16 protein-coding genes are annotated in these 19,873 nt (G+C 65.7%); 12 read left to right on the top strand and 4 right to left on the bottom strand.

Annotated elements, in window-relative coordinates; all coding sequences use genetic code 11:
- Nucleotides 1-80: 80 nt before the first annotated feature.
- Together ACZ6YI_RS10450 and ACZ6YI_RS10455 are read left to right on the top strand one after the other, a co-directional pair.
- A complete protein-coding gene (locus ACZ6YI_RS10450; RefSeq protein ID WP_465778579.1) occupies nt 81-1,175 on the top strand; it encodes an efflux RND transporter periplasmic adaptor subunit in 1,095 nt (364 codons plus the stop codon).
- A complete protein-coding gene (locus ACZ6YI_RS10455) occupies nt 1,172-4,222 on the top strand; it encodes an efflux RND transporter permease subunit (protein WP_465778580.1) in 3,051 nt (1,016 codons plus the stop codon). The genes ACZ6YI_RS10450 and ACZ6YI_RS10455 overlap by 4 nt, the downstream gene beginning before the upstream one ends.
- Before the next feature lie 85 nt (nt 4,223-4,307).
- Here ACZ6YI_RS10455 and ACZ6YI_RS10460 read toward each other — a convergent pair whose 3' ends face one another.
- The 4 genes from ACZ6YI_RS10460 to ACZ6YI_RS10475 all read right to left on the bottom strand — a co-directional run bounded on the left by ACZ6YI_RS10460 (nt 4,308) and on the right by ACZ6YI_RS10475 (nt 7,955).
- Nucleotides 4,308-5,108, bottom strand: a complete 801-nt coding sequence (locus ACZ6YI_RS10460; RefSeq protein WP_465778581.1) for a family 1 encapsulin nanocompartment shell protein — start codon at nt 5,106-5,108, stop codon at nt 4,308-4,310.
- The gene (locus ACZ6YI_RS10465; protein ID WP_465778582.1) at nt 5,101-6,138 is read right to left on the bottom strand and encodes a Dyp-type peroxidase; all 1,038 of its coding nucleotides are present in this window, start codon (nt 6,136-6,138) and stop codon (nt 5,101-5,103) included. The genes ACZ6YI_RS10460 and ACZ6YI_RS10465 overlap by 8 nt, the downstream gene beginning before the upstream one ends.
- A 70-nt stretch (nt 6,139-6,208) precedes the next feature.
- Nucleotides 6,209-6,979 (bottom strand): YkgJ family cysteine cluster protein, encoded by a 771-nt coding sequence (locus ACZ6YI_RS10470; protein ID WP_465778583.1) that lies wholly within the window; start codon nt 6,977-6,979, stop codon nt 6,209-6,211.
- A gap of 76 nt (nt 6,980-7,055) precedes the next feature.
- Nucleotides 7,056-7,955, bottom strand: coding sequence for a LysR family transcriptional regulator (locus ACZ6YI_RS10475; RefSeq protein WP_465778584.1), 900 nt, complete (start codon nt 7,953-7,955; stop codon nt 7,056-7,058).
- 119 nt (nt 7,956-8,074) lie between these two features.
- Between ACZ6YI_RS10475 and ACZ6YI_RS10480 the strand changes: the two genes are divergently transcribed.
- The 10 genes from ACZ6YI_RS10480 (at nt 8,075) to ACZ6YI_RS10525 (ending at nt 19,832) form a co-directional block, all read left to right on the top strand.
- Entirely contained in the window at nt 8,075-8,758 is a 684-nt protein-coding gene (locus tag ACZ6YI_RS10480) for a hypothetical protein (RefSeq protein ID WP_465778585.1), read from the top strand.
- Nucleotides 8,759-8,804: 46 nt separating this feature from the next.
- Nucleotides 8,805-9,821: an LLM class flavin-dependent oxidoreductase gene (locus ACZ6YI_RS10485; protein ID WP_465778586.1), complete on the top strand. Its 1,017-nt coding sequence runs from the start codon at nt 8,805-8,807 to the stop codon at nt 9,819-9,821.
- 494 nt (nt 9,822-10,315) lie between these two features.
- A complete protein-coding gene (locus ACZ6YI_RS10490) occupies nt 10,316-12,487 on the top strand; it encodes a polysaccharide biosynthesis tyrosine autokinase (protein WP_465778587.1) in 2,172 nt (723 codons plus the stop codon).
- Between the two features lie 2 nt (nt 12,488-12,489).
- Nucleotides 12,490-13,719: a colanic acid biosynthesis pyruvyl transferase WcaK gene (wcaK, locus tag ACZ6YI_RS10495; protein ID WP_465778588.1), complete on the top strand. Its 1,230-nt coding sequence runs from the start codon at nt 12,490-12,492 to the stop codon at nt 13,717-13,719.
- Between the two features lie 2 nt (nt 13,720-13,721).
- A complete protein-coding gene (locus ACZ6YI_RS10500) occupies nt 13,722-14,954 on the top strand; it encodes a glycosyltransferase (protein ID WP_465778784.1) in 1,233 nt (410 codons plus the stop codon).
- A gap of 12 nt (nt 14,955-14,966) precedes the next feature.
- Complete coding sequence (locus ACZ6YI_RS10505) at nt 14,967-16,391, top strand: MOP flippase family protein (RefSeq protein WP_440324479.1); 1,425 nt, start codon at nt 14,967-14,969, stop codon at nt 16,389-16,391.
- Nucleotide 16,392: 1 nt separating this feature from the next.
- A complete protein-coding gene (locus ACZ6YI_RS10510; RefSeq protein WP_465778589.1) occupies nt 16,393-17,283 on the top strand; it encodes a glycosyltransferase family 2 protein in 891 nt (296 codons plus the stop codon).
- Nucleotides 17,283-18,512 carry an O-antigen ligase family protein gene (locus ACZ6YI_RS10515; protein WP_465778590.1) on the top strand — a complete coding sequence of 410 codons (1,230 nt, stop codon included), beginning with the start codon at nt 17,283-17,285 and terminating at the stop codon, nt 18,510-18,512. Before ACZ6YI_RS10510 ends, ACZ6YI_RS10515 begins: the two co-directional genes overlap by 1 nt.
- Complete coding sequence (locus tag ACZ6YI_RS10520; protein WP_440324485.1) at nt 18,502-19,014, top strand: serine O-acetyltransferase; 513 nt, start codon at nt 18,502-18,504, stop codon at nt 19,012-19,014. The genes ACZ6YI_RS10515 and ACZ6YI_RS10520 overlap by 11 nt, the downstream gene beginning before the upstream one ends.
- On the top strand, nt 19,011-19,832 hold the full coding sequence (locus tag ACZ6YI_RS10525; RefSeq protein WP_440324487.1) for a glycosyltransferase family 2 protein: 822 nt from the start codon (nt 19,011-19,013) through the stop codon (nt 19,830-19,832). Before ACZ6YI_RS10520 ends, ACZ6YI_RS10525 begins: the two co-directional genes overlap by 4 nt.
- Nucleotides 19,833-19,873: the final 41 nt, after the last annotated feature.

The raw sequence follows: 19,873 nt of genomic DNA on the forward strand, positions 1-19,873 counted from the left end.
AAAAATAAATCTCTTGTGACCACTTGCCAAATTGGTCACTCGACACTATCCAGTGGTTTTCCCAGCCCCGGAAAGCCACCATGCACGCTCGTCCGCTCACCCTCGCCCTCCCGTTGTTGGCCAGCGCGGCGCTCGCCGTCGCTCTCTCGGCCTGTTCCCGCACCGAGGCGGATCCCCGCCTCGTGGCCCCGCTGGTCCGTACCGCGACGCTCGAAGCCACGCAAACCGGCGAATCGGCGTTCACGGGCGTTGTCTCGGCGCGCGTGCAAAGCAACCTGGGCTTCCGCGTCCCCGGCAAGATCGTCGAGCGGCTCGTCGACGCGGGCCAGACCGTACGGAAGGGCCAGCCGCTCCTGCGGATCGACCGCACCGACCTTGCGCTGGCCGACAGCGCCTCCGCCAGCCAGCTCGAAGCCGCGCGGGCGCAAGCGATCCAGACTGAAGCGGACGAAAAGCGCTTCCGCGGCCTGGTCGGTCGTGGCGCCGTATCGGCATCGGCCTATGACCAGGCGAAGGCCGCCGCCGACGCCGCCGCGGCGCGCTTGCGTGCCGCGCAGGCCCAGGCAGCCGTCAGCGCGAACGAAGCCGGTTACTCCGTCCTCCTCGCAGACGCCGACGGCACCGTGGTCGAAACGCTCGCCGAGCCAGGCCAGGTGGTCACCGCCGGCCAGGTGGTCATCCGCCTTGCCCACGCAGGCCCGCGCGAGGCGCTGGTGTCCCTGCCGGAAACCCTGCGCCCCGCCATCGGCTCCACCGCGCGCGCCACGCTCTACGGCGCCGATGGCGCGGCCACGAGCGCCCACCTGCGCCTGCTCTCGGATGCGGCGGATGCGCTCACACGCACCTTCGAAGCCCGCTACGTGCTCGATGGCACGGCCGCGGACGCACCGCTGGGCGCCACGGTGGTCATCCACCTCGCATCGCTCCACGCAGCGCCCGCGACGGTGCCGCTCGCGGCGATCTTCGATCGCGGCGAGGGCCCGGGCGTATGGGTCGTACAGGACAAGGGATCCACCGTGACGTGGCGCGCCGTGACGCTCGGCACCGTCGGCGAGGAGACTGTCGCCGTCACCGCCGGCCTCCACGCGGGCGAGCGCTTTGTCGCGCTCGGCGCGCATCAACTGCATGACGGGGAGCAGGTGCGTACCGCACAGGTCGCGGGGATCCAGCCATGAGCGGCTTCAACCTCTCAGCGCTTGCCGTGCGCGAGCGCGCCGTCACCCTCTTCCTCATCATCGCCGTCTCCGTCGCGGGGCTGTTCGCCTTCGTGCACCTGGGCCGCGCCGAGGATCCGGCGTTCACGGTCAAGGTCCTCACCATCGTGACGGCGTGGCCCGGCGCCACGGCGAAGGAAATGCAGGACCAGGTCGCGGAGCCGCTGGAGAAGCGCTTGCAGGAGCTGAAGTGGTACGACCGCAGCGAGACCTTCACCCGTCCTGGCGTGGCCTGGACGACGCTGACGCTACGCGACGACACGCCACCGGGCGAAGTGCAGGAAGAGTTCTACCAGGCACGCAAGAAGCTCGGCGACGAAGCGGCGAAGCTTCCGCAGGGCGTCATCGGGCCGCTGATCAATGACGAGTATGCGGACGTCACCTTCGCCTTGTACGCGCTGAAGGCACGCGGTGAACCGCAGCGCCTGCTCGTGCGCGAGGCCGAAACGCTTCGCCAGCAGCTGCTCCACGTCCCGGGCGTGAAGAAGGTCAACATCATCGGCGAGCGCCCGGAGAAGATCTTCGTCGAGTTCTCCCACGAACGCCTGGCCACGCTCGGCATCGCCCCCACCGCGATCTTCGATGCATTGAACAAGCAGAACGTGCTGACCGCCGCGGGCTCGATCGATACGGCCGGCCCGCAGGTGCTGATCCGGCTCGATGGCGCATTCGATGACCTGAAGACCATCGAGCAGACCCCGGTGATCGCGAACGGCAAGACCGTGCGCCTCGCCGACATCGCCACGGTGCGTCGTGGTTATGAAGATCCCGCCACCTTCCTCGTCCGCAACGGCGGCGAACCCTCGCTGATCCTCGGCGTCGTGATGCGCGAGCGTTACAACGGCCTCGAACTCGGCAAGGCGCTGGAAAAGGAGGCCGCGACCATCTCGCGCGACCTGCCGCTCGGCCTGTCCTTCACCAAGGTGACCGACCAGGCGGTGAACATCGCCGAGGCCTATGACGAGTTCATGCTGAAGTTCTTCGTCGCCCTCGCCGTGGTGATCGCGGTCAGCCTCATCAGCCTCGGCTTCCGCGTCGGCTTGGTGGTCGCAGCGGCCGTCCCGCTCACGCTGGCCGGCGTCTTCATCATCATGCTGGTCACGGGGCGCGATTTCGACCGCATCACGCTGGGCGCACTCATCCTCTCACTGGGCTTGCTGGTCGATGACGCGATCATCGTCATCGAGACCATCGTCGTGAAAATGGAGGAAGGCAAGGATCGCGTCGCGGCGGCCACCTATTCCTGGAGCCACACCGCGGCACCCATGCTCGCGGGCACCCTGGTCACCGCCATCGGCCTCATGCCGGTCGGCTTCGCCCAATCCACCGCGGGCGAGTACGCGGGCAACATCTTCTGGGTAGTGATGTTCTCGCTGCTCACCTCGTGGTTCGTCGCCGTCATCTTCACCCCGTACCTCGGCGTGAAGATGCTGCCGAAGATCGCTCCCGTGCCAGGCGGCCACGCCGCCATCTACGGCACGCCGCGTTACCAGGCGTTCCGCCGGCTCATCGCATTCGTCGTACGGCGCAAGGTCATCGTGGCGCTCGGCGTCGTCGGCCTGTTCGCCGTCGCGGTGTTCGGCATGGGCTTCGTTCGCCAGCAGTTCTTTCCGATTTCCGATCGCCCCGAGGTCCTCGTGGAGGTGCAGATGCCGGAAGGCACGGCCCTCGATGCGACCCAACGGGCGGCGACGAAGGTGGAGGACTGGCTGCGCAAGCAACCCGAGTCCGCCATCGTCACCACGTACATCGGCCAGGGGGCACCGCGCTTCTTCCTGGGCATGGCCCCGGAACTGCCCGACCCGTCGTTCGCCAAGATCGTGGTGCTGACCCAGGATGAGAAAGCCCGCGAAGCGCTGAAGCTGCGCGTGCGCCAGGCTGTGCAGGATGGCCTTGCGCCCGAGGCACGCGTGCGCGCCACGCAGATCGTGTTCGGGCCGCCCTCGCCCTTCCCCGTCGCGTTTCGTGTCTCCGGTCCCGACGAAGACAAGGTCCGTGCCATCGCCGCGCAGGTCCGTGAAGTGATGCAGAAGAACCCTGCCATGCGCACGGTGAATTCGGACTGGGACGAGCGCGTGCCCACGGTACATTTCGTGCTCGACCAGGACCGGCTCCAGGCCGTCGGCCTGAGTACCCACGACGCCGCCCAGCAGATGCAGTTCCTCCTCACGGGTATCACCGTCACCAGCGTGCGCGAAGACATCCGCTCGGTCGATGTGGTCGCCCGCAGCGCAGGCCCGACCCGGCTGGATCCGGCGCGGCTCGGGGCGTTCTCGCTCGTGGGTAGTGCTGGCCAGCGCGTGCCGCTCGACCAGCTCGGCCACGCCGAGACACGCATGGAGGATCCGATCCTGCGCCGGCGCGACCGGGTTACGACGATCACCGTGCGCGGCGACATCGATGAACGCCTGCAGCCGCCGGACATTTCCATGCAGCTCATCACGCAGCTCAAGCCGCTGGTGGCTTCACTCGCGCCGGGCTATGCGATCGATACCGCCGGTGCGCTCGAGGAAGCGGGCAAGGCGAACAAGGCGCTCGCCGCCGTGTTCCCGCTGATGATCCTGCTGATGATGATCGTGATCGTGTTCGAGGTGCGCTCGATCTCGGGCATGCTGATGATCCTGGCCACCGCGCCACTGGCCCTGGTGGGCGTGGTGCCGACGCTGCTGCTGTTCCACCAGCCGTTCGGCTTCAACGCCATCCTGGGCCTGATCGGCCTGGCCGGCATCATCATGCGCAACACGCTGATCCTGATCGGCCAGATCCATACGAACCAGCGCGAAGGCCTCGATCCCTACCATGCGGTGGTGGAAGCGACGGTGCAACGTTCGCGCCCGGTCATCCTCACCGCGCTCGCCGCCGTACTCGCGTTTATTCCCCTGACCTTCTCGGTTTTCTGGGGCTCGCTGGCCTTCACGCTGATCGGCGGCACCATCGGCGGTACCGTGCTGACGCTGTTGTTCCTACCGGCGCTGTACGCGATCTGGTACCGCATCAGGCCCGCCTAAGCCTTGTGGGAGCGCGCTTGCGCGCGATAGGGGCCAACAAGTGCCTCTATCGCGCATGAGCGGTTAAACGCCCAGCTGAGCCCGATCACCCAGCGACAAGATCAACCGACGCTTCCGCCGTCAGCGACAGGAACGTAAAGCTCTCCTGCAGGTACAGCGTCACCGAGGTGGCGTCATGCGAGTCATAACCGATCGATACATCCTGGCCAAGGTGCAGCTCGTAATCGCCGCCACGGGTCGAAACAAGCAGCCCGCCCTCGATGGCCGGTGCCCAGACGATGCCGCCGTTCAGCATCCCGTGCAGCTCACGGTAGACCGGGTAACCCTCGTCGGTCGCCCCGTTCACGGCGGCATAGGCCTTTGCACCCAGGGCCAGGCGGTACGGCCCGTTCACACCCGCGAGGCGGAGCTCGCTCAATGCCTTGGCCACCGCGCGCGGATACGCGGCGATATCCGCCGGCAGCGCGACCTTCTTGTTGTCGCTCGCCTGGCGGATGCCCGTGATGCCGGCATCGCCATAGCCGTCGATGACCGCACGGTCCTCGGCGAAGGCCAGCTTGCGCGCGGCGTCCTTCAGCGGCTGCAGGTCGGGGTCGTTCGAGCCGCGCGCGACGCCGTCGAGCTCTTCACGCGAGAGCACGAAGGGGACGCGTAGCTCGACCAGCGGCGCCATCTGCCGCTGCAATGCGCGAACGCCCTGATCCGGCGCGGCGATCTCGCGGACGTGGCCGGTCGCCACGCCGCCGAGGTCGTAGCCACGCGGGCCTACTACGTCCACAAGGCGCCTGGCCGCCATGTGCTCCTTCAGGGTGCGCGTGGCTTCGTCTTCAATCTGCTTCCACGCGCCGCCGCTGACGGGCGCGAGTTCACGGAACAGGTTACCCATGTTGCTTCTCCATCTTGAGCGAGCCGATGCCCAGCGAGCCGTCACCGGCTGGCGCCGACGCATCGGAGTCGGAATCGATACGCGCGCCGGTGGCACCCGGCGCATCGGGGATATCACTGAGGAAGCTGGCGGCCGGCACGAAGAACAGGCAGCCCGTCTTCGCGATGCTGAAATCGAGCAGGCGATCGTAGTTACCGGGCGGCAGGCCGACGAACATGTTTTCGAGCATCTTCTCGGTGCGCGCCGGTGAGCGCGCATAACCGATGAAATACGTACCGAACTCACCCTTGCCGACATCGCCGAACGGCATGTTGTCACGGACGATGTCCAGCTCCTGGCCGTCCTCCTCGATGCTGGTGAGGACGTTGTGCGCATACGAAGGCTTGGCCGCGTCGTCGAGCTCGATATCGGACAGCTTGTGCCGGCCGATGATCTTCTCCTGCGCCTCCACCGGCACCTCGTTCCAGCGCTTCAGGTCGTGCAGGTACTTCTGGACGATGACGTAGCTGCCGCCGGTGAACGTGGGATCCTCGTCGGCGATCACGGCAGCCTCGATCGCTTCGAAGCCGGTGGGGTTCTCGGTGCCGTCGACGAAACCGATCAGGTCGCGATCATCGAAGTACTTGAAGCCGTGCGTTTCGTCGACGACCTCGACCGCGCCGTCCAGGCGGGCAAGGATCTGCGTCGCGAGTTCGAAGCAGAGGTCCATGCGCTTCGCGCGGATATGCAGCAGGACATCGCCTGGCGTGGAAGGCGCGCGATGCACGCCGTTGATCTCCTTGAACGGATGCAGGTTCGCCGGGCGCGGGCCGGAGAACAGGCGGTCCCACACGGTGGAACCAAAGCCCATCACGCACGAAAGCTGCCCATCGAGATCGCGGAAGCCGACGGCGCGCAGCAGGCCGGCAAGGTCACCACACATGCCACGCACGGCTTCCGCCGCTACCGATCCCGGGTTCACCGTGAGCACGAGGAACATGGCCGAGCGTGACAGCGTGGCCACCACCGGCTGGGGAACAACAGTTGCCACGGTTTCACCCCTTCATAGCGTCAGGCGAAAGGATCCACCACGGCCACGTCGGGTGGCAAGTGCGATGCGGCTATTCGTCGCCGACGAAGCTGACGAAACGCCGGCCGGCGCCTTCGAGATCCGCGGCCTGGAGGCCACGTGCGCCTGCCGATTCGAGCAGCCACATCGTGCGCAACCGGTGCGACACCAGGATCCAGTCCGCTTCCGGCGCAGCGGATTTGGACGGAACCGCCATGGCTTGCAAAACCTCGCGCATGCGTTCGCGGCCTGGCGTGTGGGCCAGCATGCCTTCGTTGGCCAACCCGGCCTCATGGATGCCTAGGAGGTTGCACAGCTCGTGCTTCGCATCGGCTTCCACATAGTCATCCTCACGGCGCCGGACGACTGCCGCGGCGACCACCGGATCGGCCCAGGTGCCGTCATCGGCCTGCAGCACCTCGGGCGTCTGCCAGGCCTCGGGCGGGCAAAGCTTCAGCGCCGGATCCACATCGATGAACGGGTTCACCTCGGCCGGGTACACGCGGCACGCTGTCGGCCGGCGCTCGTAGATTCCGCAACCCATGTCGGCGCGCAGGTTCGGGCAGGCGCCATCGAAACTCGCCACCAGGGTCACGACCACGCGAACCGGGAGCTGGCCGCTACGTGCCAGGAAAGAACGCTTGCGCTTGTGCCACGCCGGACCGTTATCGGCGGCGGGTTCTTCGGGCCATGGCACGGCCTCGCAAAAAACTTCGACCTCGCCGCCATCATCGAGCCACCGCCGCGCTTCATCCAGGCTCAACGGAAGGCGCAGGCCATGACAGCAGCGGCCGCACATGGTGCAGGAGAAATGGAGAGGCATGGTGCGGCCGGGGGGATGGATTCGGCCATTCTAGCGGTGCGGAAGATCGCGGCCTAGCGGGTCTTCTCGGACCTCATCAGTGATCCATGCCCCGATCCCAATCGAAAGGCTCACGCAGCTGCTCGACCAGGTAGTCGACGAACGCCCGCACCGTGCTCGGAAGGTGGGCACGGGTGGCGTATACGATGCTGATGTCGAGGCTTTCCGCGGAATAGCCTGGCAGCACCTGTACCAGTTCGCCGCCCTGCATCGCCGGCCCAAGAATGAAGCTCGGCCCGAAGACCACCCCCGCGCCCGCGACCGCCGCGGCGGAAAGCATCTGGACGTTGTCCGCGGCGAGACGCGTCTTGCCCGCGATGCGATGGCTCTTCCCGCTCGCGTCGCGCACCGTCCAGTCCGCGGGCGATACGGCCTCGCTGAACGCAAGCATGGGTAGTCCGGCAAGGTCGGCCGGCGTCAGCAGTGGTCCGTGCTTCGCAAGGAATCCAGGCGACGCACACAGGACCATCCGGCACGCGCCAAGACGCCGCGCCACCAGCGTTGAATTCGCCAGCTTGCCAATGCGCAACGCTACATCGACCGCGTCGCTGCGCATGTCACGGTAGCGGTCGTCCAGCTGGACCTGCAGGCTGACACCGGGGTGCCGCTCGAGGAACCCGGCGACGACCGGTCCCAGGTGGAGCGCGCCAAACGTCACCGGCGCCGTCACGCGCAACGTGCCCGAGATCGCCCCGGTCTGCGCCCGCGCCTCGTCATCCGCCTCGCGGACCGCACCCAGGATCTGCCGGCACCGATCGAGGTAACGATCACCCTCCGGGGTCAATGCCAGTTGCCGCGTCGAGCGCCGGAGCAGCGCGACGCCAAGCTCCGTTTCCAGGGCCGCCAGGTGCTTGCTCGCCCGGGACGGCGTCATGTCGAAGGCCCGCGCCGCCGCTGCGATGCTGCCCATCCGCACCGCGGCTTCGAAAACGGCCATGCAAGTCAAGCGATCCATTCCATCGATTCCTGACCGGCTGTCGGTCCCGTGTTGGCCCTAATCGTAGCGCCATGCCGTCCCTACGATAGGAAAACTTTCCCGTCATTGCAGGCCCCACCATGCAAGCCCCCGTCTCCATTGCCGGCATCCTCGCCCCGGATACCGCCTATACCCGCAAGGCCAACGACCTCGTCGCGCGCGTGCACAACCGCGAAATGCTCAACCATGTCCATCGCTCCTGGTGGTTCGCCGATTTCCTCGGCCGCAAGCGTGGCCTCACATACGATCGTGAGGTCGTTTACCTTGCATCGGTCATGCACGACCTCGGCCTTGCCGAGCCGTTCCACGCCGACAAGCGCTTTGAAGTGGATGGCGCCGATGCCGCCCGCAGCACGCTGCGCGCCGATGGCTTCGACGAGGAACGCGCGCAGACGGTCTGGGATGCGATCGCGTTCCACTCCAGCATCGGCATCGCCGAGTACAAGGCGCCGGAGATTGCCCTCGTCCACATGGGCTCGCACCTCGACGTGCTCGGCTTCTACTACGACGAGGTGACGCCAGCGCTGATCGACCACACGCTGCAGCTTTACCCGCGCATCGGCTTCGCGGCCGCCTTCCAGGCGGCACTGGCCGAGGTCATCCGCAAGAAGCCCATGCTCGCGGCGGGCACGGGACTTGTCGACATCGGGCATCGCCACGTTCCGGGGTTCCATCTGCCGAACGGTTGTGACCTCCTGGAGAACACTGTGTTCGAGACGAGGCATCGTCACACCCGGTCGGGAGGCCACGCACACGGCGTATGATCCGCTCTATCGCGTCGCACCCCGCGACGGCAGCCAGGGCCCCGCCATGAAACGCATCGGCTTCCTCTCGTTCGGCCACTGGACCGACTCCCCTCACTCGGGGACGCGTTCGGCGAAGGATGTGCTTCTGCAATCGATCGACCTGGCAGTGGCGGCGGAAGCGGTCGGCGCGGACGGTGCGTACTTCCGCGTGCATCACTTCGCCAACCAGCTTGCGTCGCCCTTCCCGCTCCTTGCGGCGATCGGCGCGCGCACGAGCCGCATCGAGATCGGTACCGGCGTGATCGACATGCGCTACGAGAATCCCCTCTACATGCTGGAAACCGCCGGCGCCGCGGACCTTATCAGCGGCGGACGCCTGCAGCTCGGCATCAGCCGTGGCTCACCCGAGCAGGTCATCGATGGCTGGCGCCACTTCGGCTACGCACCGGACGAAGGTGAAACCGACGCCGATATGGGCCGGCGCCACGCGGAAGTGTTCCTGCAGTTGCTCGAAGGCAAGGGCTTCGCCGAACCCAATCCGAATCCCATGTTTCCCAACCCACCGGGCCTTCTGCGCCCCGAGCCGCATGCGCCCGGCCTGCGCGACCGTATCTGGTGGGGCTCCGCGTCCAACGCCACGGCAGTATGGGCGGCGAAGATGGGCATGAACCTGCAGAGCTCCACGCTCAAGGCCAACGAAACCAACGAGCCGCTGCATGTGCAGCAGGCGAAGCAGATGCGTGCCTATCGCGAGGCCTGGGTTGAGGCGGGTCACGCGCGCGAGCCGCGGGTGTCGGTGCTGCGTTCGATCTTCCCGCTGATGAACGACATGGATCGCGCCTACTTTGGCCGCAGCAAGAGTAGCGACCAGATCGGCTTCATCGACAACATGGAAGCCGTCTTCGGCCGCACGTATGCCGCCGAACCCGAGGCGCTCGTGGCCGATCTCGCCAGCGACCAGGCGATCGCGGAGGCCGACACGTTGCTGCTCGCCGTACCCAACCAGCTCGGTGTCGACTACAACGTGCACCTGCTCGAATCGATCCTGAAACACGTCGCGCCGGCGCTCGGCTGGCGTTAATCGTCTCCTAATGCGCTGCGACACGTGCTGGCCGCGTGTCCCGGCGCAACGCGCCATGCAGAGATGTGCAGCGCAGCGATTCCTGCCCGATCGTGAACCGTTCGTTAGGTGAGCGTGCACGTATCAATTATGCACACTCACTGAACCATCACGAATTACGCTTATATCCGACATCGGATATGTATTTTATTGATGCGTGTCGCAGAACACGTCCGCGTGGGCTACCCGCCGCGCACGCCTCGCGTCTAAGCTCCGAAGGCGAAGCACCACGATTAGAAGTGTCGCGGCATCATTTGTCCGACAATTCTGAAGACTGTCCCCCACGTGCTTACGACATGGATTTCACCATCACGGTGCATTCACCGTGGTGCACGGAGGTGTTGCGATTTTGTGTCGAACGGAAGCGTGAGATTCATGCGCTTAGTGAGTCATTCATCAAAACCTCGTTATAACCGTTCGGACGGCCATTTCACTCTGGGACACCCTGCCCACGCATGATGAACTCAACAGATCAGGCGCGTGACAACGACACCCTCGACCTAAACGCGCTGTTCGGCACGCTTTTAGACCATAAGTGGGTCATAGCTACTGTCACCGGAGCCTTCTTCCTAATCGGCGTTCTCTACACGGTGTTCGCCACACCGATCTACCAGGCCACGTCCGTGGTGCAGGTGGAACAGAAGACGCCTTCCCTTCCCGGCCTGAGTGACCTCACGCAGTCACTTGGTACCACCGCTTCGCAAGCCACCACAGAAATCGCGCTCATCACGTCGCGCCTGGTCATCGGCCAGGCCGTCGACGAGCTGAAGCTGAATGTCCAGGTCGATCCGCAGCGCATGCCGATATTCGGCGACTATCTCTCGCGGGGCCGCAAGCCCGGCAACCTCGGCCCCGTCCGCTTCGGCTTGAGCCGTTACGGCTGGGGTGGCGAGATCGTCGACATCTTCAAGCTCGACCTGCCGGATAACCTGCTGAACCACAAGCTCGAACTGCGTGCCGGCGAGAACCACCAGTTCACCCTGCTGGACGATAACGGCAAGACCCTGGCGCAAGGCACGGTCGGCCAGCTCGTCAAGGCGGGCGATGTCACCGTGCAGATCCGCCAGCTGGTCGCCAACCCGGGCACGCGCTTCGATGTGGTGGAGCAGCCGCCGCTCACCACGATCAGCAAGCTGCAGACCGATATCGTTGCCCTGGAGCAAGGCGCGGATTCCGGCATCATCGATCTCAGCTACAACAACGCCGACCCGGTCCTCGCGCAGAACCTGATGGCCCATGTCACGCAGGCATACGTACGGCAGAACGTTGAACGGAATTCGGCCGAAGCCGCGAGCCAGCTGCAGTTCGTGAAGGACCAGCTGCCGAAGGTGCGCAACGAGCTCGACCGCGCCCAGGCGGCCCTCAACGTGTTCCAGACCAAGTCGCATGCGGTCGATATCAGCATGCAGACCAAGGGCCTGCTCGACCAGATCGTCGGCGTCGAGAACAACATCCAGCAGTTGCACATGCAGCAGGCGGACATCGATCGCCGCTTCACCCATGACCACCCGGCCTACCAGGCGCTGCAACAGCAGATGGGCACGCTGCAGGCGCAGAAGGCGGCCATGGAGAAGCAGGTAGGCGACCTGCCGGATACCCAGCAGGAGCTGCTGAAGCTCAACCGCGATGTGCAGGTCAGCTCCAATACCTATACCAGCCTGCTCAACCAGGCCCAGCAGCTGGATATCGCCCGCGCCGGCACGGTCGGCAACGTGCGCATCGTGGATCGTTCGCTCGTCGACGTGAACCAGCCGGTACAGCCGCGCAAGGCGCTGGTGGTCGTCATCGCCACCTTCCTCGGTGGCTTCCTTGCCCTCGCCTTCGTGTTCCTGAAGCAGATCCTCAACCGTGGCGTCGAAGACCCCACGGCGATCGAAGACCTGGGACTGCCGGTTTACGCCTCCGTGCCACTCAGCCGTGGGCAGACCACGACCAACCGCGGCAAGAAGCGCACGCTGCTCGCCGTCGCCGATCCGGCCGACCTCGCCGTGGAAGCCTTCCGCAGCCTGCGCACCAGCCTGCACTTCGCGCGGCTGGAGGCGAAGAACAACATCCTGATGATCTCGGGTGCCAGCCCGTTCGCCGGCAAGACGTTCGTTTCCGCGAACCTCGCGGCGGTCATCGCGCAATCCGGCCAGCGCGTACTGCTGATCGACGGCGACATGCGCCGCGGCACCCTGCACCAGCACCTCGGTATCCGCGCCGGCGAAGGCCTTTCGGATGTGCTCGTCGGCACGCGTGAAGTCGACGCGGTGATGCAGAAGAACATCGTGCCCAACGTGGATTTCATCACCCGCGGGCGCGTACCGCCCAACCCCTCCGAACTGCTGATGCACCAGAACTTCACGCAGTTCATCGAGGGCGTGGTGCCGAAGTACGACCTGATCATCATCGATACGCCGCCGATCCTCGCGGTCACCGATGCCGCGGTGATCGGCCACCACGCCGGCACCAGCCTGCTCGTGGCGCGCTTTGGCCTGAACAAGGCGCGCGAGCTGGCCCTGGCCCAGCAACGCTTCGAGCAGAACGGCGTCGAGCTCAAGGGCGCCATCTTCAACGCCGTGGAACGCCGCACCGCCGGGTATTCCGCCTACGCCTACTACAAGTACCAGACCGAGCCGACGTAACCATGACGCGCATCCTTATCGTCGGGAACCACACCTGCGGCAACCGCGGTGACGCCGCCATCCTTCGTGGTTTGCTCCAGTGCCTGGAAGAAGCCATCCCGGGCGGCCGGATCGATGTGATCAGCCGCTTCCCGACCAGCTCCGCATGGCTGTTGGGGCGCCGGCTCGAGCCGGATACGCTCAACGCTTACTACAACGAGGCGGGGAAGAAGCGCTTTGGGTCGCTGCGCGCCAAGGTGCTCCGCCGCTTCATCCCGTGGCTGCTGCACGGCCACATGATGAAGACCGGCTGGTCCCGGTTCATCGGCCTGCCGCGCCGGCACAAGGAGTACATCGCCTCGCTGGCGTCGTACGACCTGGTCATCCAGGTGGGTGGCTCGTTCTTCGTGGACCTCTACGGGCCGACGCAGTACGACCACTCGTTGTGCGCCCTGCTGGCCGGCCGGCCCATCTTCTTCATCGGCCACAGCGTGGGTCCGTTCGAGCACCCGTTCTTCCGCAGGATCTCGCAGGACGTCATGGCGCGGGTCGATGCGCTCGCGCTGCGCGAGGAAGTGAGCCTCAAGCACATGGCCGATGGCCAGGTGCCGCAGACGAAGGTGCGCGCCGCGGCCGACACGGCATGGCTGGTCTCCACCGGCGAGCCCGTGCAGGCCAGTGCACGGCCCACGGTCGCGGTCACCTTCCGGGAACTGGCCCCGTTCGACAAGCGCCTTGGCATCAGCCAGGACACCTACGAAACCGCCTTCGCCGAACTGCTCGACGCAGTGGCGGACGCGGGTTACCAGGTGCAGGCCCTTTCCACCTGCACCGCGATCGATGGCTACCCCAAGGACGATCGCATGATCGCCCTGCGCGTCCGCAACCGGATGCGCCGTGCCGATGCCATGGATGTGGAGATGGACGAGCTCAACGACGTGGAGCTGGGCAACCGCTTCGCCCAGTGCGCGCTCACCATCGGCACGCGCCTGCACAGCGCGATCATGTCCATGAACTTCGGCACGCCGGCGGTGGCGCTGGCGTACGAACACAAGAGCGAGGGCGTGATGAAGCGGCTCGGCACGTCGGAGCTGTCCATGCCCGTCAAATCGCTGCTGGATGGCTCGCTGAAGACCAAGGTGCTCGGCCTGCTCCAGGACGAGGGCCTGCGGCCGCGCGTCGCCGCCGCGGTGGCGCGCGAGAAGGCCTTCGCGCGCGAATCCGTCCTTGCGACGCTCGGCGTCGGGTCGTGACCATGGTGGTGCTGTTCGTCCTCCCCGAGTTTCCGAAGTACTCGGAAACCTTCGTGATCGACCAGATCGTCGGCCTGCTCGATCGCGGGTTCGATGTGCGGATCCTGGCGGTCAGCCGCGGCAGTTCGCCCACGCCGGGCGACATCGTGGAGCAGCGGGGCCTGATGGATCGCGCCACCTTCGTCTTCAACCAGTCGGCATCGGTGATGCCCGGCTGGCAGCGCCTGCTCGACCGCGTGAAGCAGGTGTTGCCCGCACTAGGCGAGCCGCGCGTGCGTGGCGCCCTCTCGGCCCGGCGGTACGGCCACGTCGCGCGCAGCCTGACGCTCGCCGGTGCCGTGAGCCGGATCCGCCACCCGATCAAGGCCGACGCGATCATCGCCCACTTCGGTCCGACCGGTATCCTGGCCGTGCACCTGCGTTCGCTCGGCCTCATCGAAGGCCCGCTGTACACGGTGTTCCACGGCTACGACCTTTCGCAGCACAGCGTCCTGGCCCGCCACGCGGCGGACTACCCCATCCTCTTCAGCGCCGGCGAGCGCATGCTCCCGATCAGTACGCGCTGGCAGCGCAAGCTCGAGGCCATGGGCTGTGCGCCGGAGAAGATCCAGGTGCACCGCATGGGTGTCGACCTTGAGAGTTTCCCGTTCCGCCACCGGGCAAGCGACGCGCTCTCGCCGGAACGCACACTGCGCGTGGTGACGGTTGCGCGGCTGGTCGAGAAGAAGGGTGTCCGCTACCTGTGCGAAGCGGTGGCCGACGCCGCCGCGAACGGCGTGCCGATCGATCTGGAGATCATCGGCGACGGCCCGCTGCAGGCCGAGCTCGAGGCTTTCGTGGCCTCGCGTGGCATGGCGGCCCACATCCATCTGCGCGGCCGCCGTGACAAGGCGTTCGTCCAGGCCGCGCTGCGCGCCGCCGACGTCTTCGCACTGCCCAGCGTCACCGCCGCGGACGGCGACCAGGAAGGCATCCCGGTCTCCCTGATGGAGGCCATGGCCGCGGGCGTCCCCTGCCTTTCCACTGTGCACAGCGGCATCCCCGAGTTGATCGAGGACGGCCGGAGCGGCTGGCTGGTCCCGGAACGCGATGCGGCGGCGCTGGCTGAAAAGCTGACGGCAATCCAGCACGGATCCTACGACCTGGCGTCCGTCGCGCGTCACGCCCGCGAGACCGTGGAAGCCCGCTTCAACCAGCACCGGCTGCACGACCAGCTGGCCGCGCAGCTGGCCTGACGGAGGCGCACGATGGCATCCGTTCGCCGCGACGCACTCTGGACCGCTGGCTCGACCGTCGTCAGCGCGCTCAGCCAGCTGCTGCAGATCGCCCTGCTGGCTCACCACGTGGATGCGCACCTGCTCGGCGCGCTCGCCATCGTCAACGTGGTGAACGCGGTGGCCACCATGCTGCAGGACATGGGGCTTTCCAGTTACCTCATCCACCGCCAGGACATCAGCAAGCCGGAGCGGACCTCGCTGTTCCTCATCAGCACCGGCCTGGGCGTGGTTTCCGCCGCCGTACTCTTCGTCGCCTCGTACGGCATCGCGGACTTCTACCAGTCCGAGGTGCTTGGCCAGCTCATGCGCCTGTCCACGCTGAACTTCCTGATGCTTGGCGTCGCTGCCCAGTACCAGGCTAGCCTGATCAAGGCGTTCCAGATCCCGCGCCTTGCACGTATCGAAGTCGCCGGCCGCCTGTCCGGCCTGGCAACCCTGGTGGTCATGGTCCTGGGGTTCAACGCGTCGATCGAGGCGGCGGTATGGGCGATGGTGGTGAACAGCTTCGTGCGCCTCGCGCTGTTCGTGCTGGCCTCCGACCGCGAGTGGCACCCGGGCCGCGAATTCGACCGGCAGATCATCGGGGAAGCGTTCCGCTACGGCGCCTTCCAGTTCGGCTCGCAGGTGATCAACCAGCTACGCAGCCAGGCCGACCAGATCATCCTCGGCAAATTCCTCGGCCTTGCCTCGCTGGGCGTCTATTCGCTCGCCAAGGAGCTGGTGCTGCAGCCCACCAAGCTGATCATGCCCGTGGCCGCCCGCCTGGCCTTGCCGCGCCTGGCCACGTTGCAGGGCGATCCGGCCGCGCTGCGCCGCATCTACCTGCTCGGCCTGCGCGGCGTGTCCATCTTCAGCGCCACGGTCTTCATCATGCTGGCCGTCGCCGCGCCGCTGGCGGTGACCATCCTGTATGGCCACCGCTACGACGGCGTCGCCGCGCTCATCCCGCTGATGCTGCTGTTTGGCATGCTGCGCCCGCTGGGCTCGCTCATCGGCGCCCTCAGCCAGAGCCTGGGGCGTTCGGACATCGAGTTCAGCTGGAACCTCAAGATCTGCGGGATCACGCTCGCCGTGAGCGTTTTCGGCGCCATGTCGCGCTCACTCGAGGTGATGGCGGTGGCCCTGGCCTTCAGCCAGGTGCTCTCCACCATCCTCTCGTACTACTTCTTCTCGTCGAAGATCATTTCGATCACCCCACGCGATTTCTTCAGCGCCTGGACGCTGGAGAGCTTCATCCCCTATGCCTTCCTGATGCTGGCCGTCGCGATCTACCCCGCCGACGACTGGAAGGCCTGCGCCATCCGTTTCGCGTTCGCCGTGCCGCCGCTCGCCTGGCTGGCCTGGCGCAATCGTGCCGTGTTGCTCTCGCGCCATGCGGCGCCGGTGGGAGCCTGAAATGAGGAGCGAACACGCCATGCCGCTGGTGAGTGTCTACATCCCTACCCGCAACCGTTCGGCGTTGCTGCGCCGCGCCATCGACTCCGTCCTGGCCCAGAGTTATCCGGAGATCGAGATCCTCGTGTGTGACGAGGCGTCGGACGACGATACCCCCGAGGTGATGGCCGGATACATCGAGCGATACCCGGGCAAGTTCACGTACCTGCGTAACGACACACCGCAGGGCGCCTGCCGTGCCCGTAACCGCTGCATCGAGCACGCCAGTGGCACTTATGTCACCGGCCTCGATGACGACGATTTCTTCCATCCACAGCGGGTAGAATGCCTGGTGGGGCTGTACGAGGCGCATGCGCCTTCCTTCGCCTGCACCCGGTTCCGCTACTTCCAGGACCTGCAGCAGGTCGAGCCGCTGCGCGACCGGAAGTACGGTTCCGCCGAGTTGTTCAAGTCCGATCCGCTCACCCTGCCCGGCCTGCTTTACGCAAACCACGCCGGCAACCAGGTGCTCACCGAGCTTTCGCGCATGCGCGAACTGGGCGGGTTCGACGAGGCCATGCCGAGCTGGCAGGACTACGACATGTGGATCCGCCTGGCCGAACGTTTCGGCCCGGCCGTGCGCTCACGCCACTTGCTCTCGTTCGTGGATGACGATCGCAGCCGCGCCCGCATCCGGAACTCGAGCAAGCGCGCCGAGGGCAGCGAGCGCTTCATCGCCAAGCATGCCGGCCTCATGAGCGCCGACCAGCGGCGTAACCACCGCAACATCCAGTACGTGATGAACCGCGAGCGGCCGCCGCTGGGTGATATCGCCAGGAACTTCTCGCTCGGCGGGTACAAATCGACGCTGAAGGTCCTCATCCACAAGTTCTTCGGCGTGGCCCTCGGCTGATGGCGATCAACAAGACCCGCGCGATGGCGATCACCCTGATGGCGATGATCTTCGTCCAGATTCCGCTCGGGCACAGTTCGGCCAGCAAGACCCACGTGAACGTGTACCACCTGCTGCTGTTGATGATGCCGGTGCTGTACCTGCCGGCGGTGCGCCATCTCAAGCTCAACCCGGCCACCGCCTTCATCGGCGTGCTTACCGCTACCTCGATGGCGGCCGCGGCGACCTACGGTGGCGGCCTGCGCTCCACGCTGATCGTGTTCGTGGCTTCGTCGTACTTCCTGGGCATGGTCTTCGGCCACAAACTTGCGGAGATCGAGCTGCGCCGGATCTTCGTCTGGATGCTGGGCTGCTGCATCGTCTTCATCTTCCTGCGCGATATCGCCTATGCCAACGCGCTCGGCTCCATCTACACACGCAGCGAATCGGCTTCGAGCGTCCTGTACATGTCCACCGGCGGCCGCAATATCGAGGCCAGCCTGCTCGCCCTGCTCTCCATCCTGCTTATCGGCACCCGGGCTTACCCCATCGCCGCGGGCATCGCCTTCCTCACCAGCGCGACCATGCTCTCGCGCGCCGGCCTGATCGGCGCCGCGGTGTCCATCTTCATCGCCGCCTGGCGCATGCGGAAGACCCGCCACTACTACTTCTACACGTTCTTCTGCGTCGCCATGGTCGTGCTGGTCGTGGGCCTGATCCTGTCGCAGGTCATCGATGTGCCGGTGCTCGACCGCTTCAACCTGCAGGCCGAGACCCAGCTGGAGCATAAGAACGTCGGCCGCCTGGCCCTGTGGACCAACGCCGGCATCGCGCTGAAACAGAACATGCTCGGCTACGGCGTCGGTAATGGCGTACCGATCATGGAGCAGATCTCCGGCCTGAAGTTCGTCGAGAACAACGTCCACAACATCTACCTCCAGTTCTTCCTGGAGGGTGGCGTGCAGTCGGCCCTGCTGTTCCTGATCATGTGCGCGCACATCCTGTTCTCGAAGACCGAGGGCCAGAACACCAACGTGAAGGCCTTCCTGCTTCTCTACCTGATGCTCGCCTTCATCGAGTTCAGCGGCTACGAGGCCTATTTCTGGTTCTTCGTCGGCATGTTCTATGCGCGGCAGCAGGTTCGCCATCAGCGCCTGGTCGCGGAAGCCGGAGTCCACGAGAAGGCGCGCCGCGCGTGGCTACGCAGCAAGGCCCCCCTTTCCCGCCCGGAGACCGCCCATGCTCAGTGATTTCCGTGCCGATGCGAGCCGCCTGAAGGCCATGCCCGGCTGGCGCGGCATGGTCTGGTGGATGCTCGACCAGTCGTTCTGGGTAATCCTGACCTACCGGATCATCGCCAGCGCCCGCGGGACCGTGTTCCACACGCCATTGCGCGTGTTCGAGAAGATCGCCGAGTTCGTGTTCAAGAGCTACCTGCCGACCACGGCCACGATCGGCCCGGGCCTGGTGATCTTCCATGCCTTCGGCGTGATCATCAACGGCAAGACCACGATCGGCCGCAACTGCACCCTGTACGCCCGGGTCTGCATCGGCAACCGCTTTCCCGGCGATGGCACGCCGACCATCGGCGATAACGTCACGATCGGCACCGGTGCCTGCATCTTCGGCCCCGTAGTCATCCCGGACAACTACGTGGTGAAGGCCAACGCGGTCATCACCCCTTCCTCGCTGCGCGACAGCGCCCCCGCTTCTTCCCTCAAAAACCACGACCCCTTAGGAGCATCGTCATGAGCGAGGCCGAGAAGCGTTTATCCATCATCATCATCACGTGGAACGAGCTGGCCAACCTGGAGCGCTGCCTGCTTTCGCTGGTGGACAAGGTGGATTTCAGCCAGGACGAAGTGATCGTGGTCGACAACGGCTCGAAAGATGGCAGCGCCGAGTTCGTCGCCACGTTGCCGCAGGTGCGTTATTTCCCGCTGGAGAGCAACCTTGGCGTCGGCCCGGCGCGCAATCGCGGCTTGTTCCTTGCCCGGGGCCGCTACTGCATGACCCTGGATAACGACACCATCTTCCTGACCGAGGACCCGGGCCGGATCGTCGAGGAGTTCTTCACCTCGCACCCCGATGCCGGCGTCGTGGGTTTCGAACTGCTCAACGTCGACCGCAGCCGCCAGGACTCCACGCGCCGTTTCCCCCGGTTCTACCAGCCCATCGCCGCGCGTGTCGCGGCCACGCGCAAGCTGGGTTTCGTGCAGCGCGAGCTGGATCGCCACCTCATGACCGACACGGTCTTCGAGAACGAATCTGACCCGATGGAGGTGGATTACGTGCTCGGTGCGAACCAGACGTTCACGAAGAAGACCGCCGCGCTCCTGATGGGCTACGACGACCGGATCTTCTTCGGGCCCGAAGACGCGGAGTTCTGCGTGAGGACGCGGAAGATCGGGCTACGTAACTACTATTCGCGGCGCATCTCCATCGTCCACGACTACAAGCGGCGGACGCGGAAGTTCTCGCGGCTGACGATCAAGCACCTCGCGGGGTTCGCTTACATGCTGAGGAAGCATGGCGGGGTGTTCCGGTATTCGCTTAGTGAGCGGCGTTGAATCCCGGGCGCTGAGGTAAAGCCATCGCGCGCGAGCGCGCT

The organism is Luteibacter sp. NPDC104163 (assembly GCF_055584245.1).

Coding starts and splice junctions, on each gene's coding strand:
- ACZ6YI_RS10450 (WP_465778579.1), top strand. CDS start 81: ATGCACGCTCGTCCGCTCACCCTCGCCCTCCCGTTGTTGGCCAGCGCG.
- ACZ6YI_RS10455 (WP_465778580.1), top strand. CDS start 1,172: ATGAGCGGCTTCAACCTCTCAGCGCTTGCCGTGCGCGAGCGCGCCGTC.
- ACZ6YI_RS10460 (WP_465778581.1), bottom strand. CDS start 5,108: ATGGGTAACCTGTTCCGTGAACTCGCGCCCGTCAGCGGCGGCGCGTGG.
- ACZ6YI_RS10470 (WP_465778583.1), bottom strand. CDS start 6,979: ATGCCTCTCCATTTCTCCTGCACCATGTGCGGCCGCTGCTGTCATGGC.
- ACZ6YI_RS10475 (WP_465778584.1), bottom strand. CDS start 7,955: ATGGCCGTTTTCGAAGCCGCGGTGCGGATGGGCAGCATCGCAGCGGCG.
- ACZ6YI_RS10480 (WP_465778585.1), top strand. CDS start 8,075: ATGCAAGCCCCCGTCTCCATTGCCGGCATCCTCGCCCCGGATACCGCC.
- ACZ6YI_RS10485 (WP_465778586.1), top strand. CDS start 8,805: ATGAAACGCATCGGCTTCCTCTCGTTCGGCCACTGGACCGACTCCCCT.
- ACZ6YI_RS10490 (WP_465778587.1), top strand. CDS start 10,316: ATGATGAACTCAACAGATCAGGCGCGTGACAACGACACCCTCGACCTA.
- wcaK (WP_465778588.1), top strand. CDS start 12,490: ATGACGCGCATCCTTATCGTCGGGAACCACACCTGCGGCAACCGCGGT.
- ACZ6YI_RS10500 (WP_465778784.1), top strand. CDS start 13,722: ATGGTGGTGCTGTTCGTCCTCCCCGAGTTTCCGAAGTACTCGGAAACC.
- ACZ6YI_RS10505 (WP_440324479.1), top strand. CDS start 14,967: ATGGCATCCGTTCGCCGCGACGCACTCTGGACCGCTGGCTCGACCGTC.
- ACZ6YI_RS10510 (WP_465778589.1), top strand. CDS start 16,393: ATGAGGAGCGAACACGCCATGCCGCTGGTGAGTGTCTACATCCCTACC.
- ACZ6YI_RS10515 (WP_465778590.1), top strand. CDS start 17,283: ATGGCGATCAACAAGACCCGCGCGATGGCGATCACCCTGATGGCGATG.
- ACZ6YI_RS10520 (WP_440324485.1), top strand. CDS start 18,502: ATGCTCAGTGATTTCCGTGCCGATGCGAGCCGCCTGAAGGCCATGCCC.
- ACZ6YI_RS10525 (WP_440324487.1), top strand. CDS start 19,011: ATGAGCGAGGCCGAGAAGCGTTTATCCATCATCATCATCACGTGGAAC.